This is a genomic window from Peribacillus sp. P4_C12 (assembly GCF_056402095.1).
In genome coordinates this window covers 1-935 of record NZ_JBFUIB010000962.1, presented here as the reverse complement: position 1 = coordinate 935, position 935 = coordinate 1, and the positions used below count along the sequence as shown (strand labels likewise).

Here is a 935-nt window from a genome sequence, read left to right as displayed (position 1 = left end):
ATCCAGGGAGACTACAATCAGGAAACGGTTTATGGCGATTCCCCCTTTGATATGGCTAAAGGTTTTGCGGACCAAGGAGCGGGGTTGTTAAAACCGAAACAAGGAAAGGTTCTTTTCGAAGAGGGTTCGATTGGAGGAAAAGCAGCCCAATCAATCGTGAAAATGGGTATCTCCCATGTCCCCGAGGGCCGTCGAGTCTTTGCCAACATGACGGTTGCCGAAAACTTGGAGCTTGGAGCCTATTTACGAAAAGACAAAGAAGGCATCAAAAAAGATATGGAGAAAGTCTATGAACTATTTCCGAGGTTACTAGAAAGGATCAAACAACAGGCTGGCACACTATCAGGTGGTGAACAGCAGATGCTTGCAATGGGGCGAGCTTTAATGGCGAAACCACGTTTATTACTGCTCGATGAACCTTCCATGGGACTTGCTCCGTTGCTGGTGAAACAAATCTTCAACATCATACAAGAGATCAGTGAGGCAGGCACAACGATTCTTTTAGTTGAGCAAAACGCCAACCTTGCTCTATCCATTGCAGATCGGGCCTACGTCGTTGAAACAGGACGGATTGTCCTTTCTGGAAACGCCGATGAACTCACTTCGAGTGAAGAAATTAAAATGGCCTATTTAGGAGGACATTAAACCGCCGTTTGGCGGTTTTTTGTTGTGGAGAGAAAGAATAGTGTTTCTGATTATGATCATCATGTTAGCAAGATAGCACCATTCCAGATATGAAATAGAATAGAATTATATACAGCATTTTATACATTTAAGAGAATCTAGTTCAATTATAAACTAGGAACAAAGACTAAAATATAGTAAAGAAATGGGTTTAATTCCCTATCGTTATACTTGTTTTTTGGAAAAAATGTATTAAATAGGATGAAAATAATGGAAAGTAGAATAAAATTTTTTTAGTATTAATTTAGAAC

At 40.1% G+C, this 935-nt stretch carries 1 protein-coding gene; it reads left to right on the top strand.

Annotated elements, in window-relative coordinates:
• Positions 1-645 (top strand): ABC transporter ATP-binding protein (locus tag AC1DUW_RS30580; protein ID WP_477644414.1); only part of this gene is annotated, 645 nt, incomplete at its 5' end.
• Between the last annotated feature and the right edge of the window lie 290 nt (positions 646-935).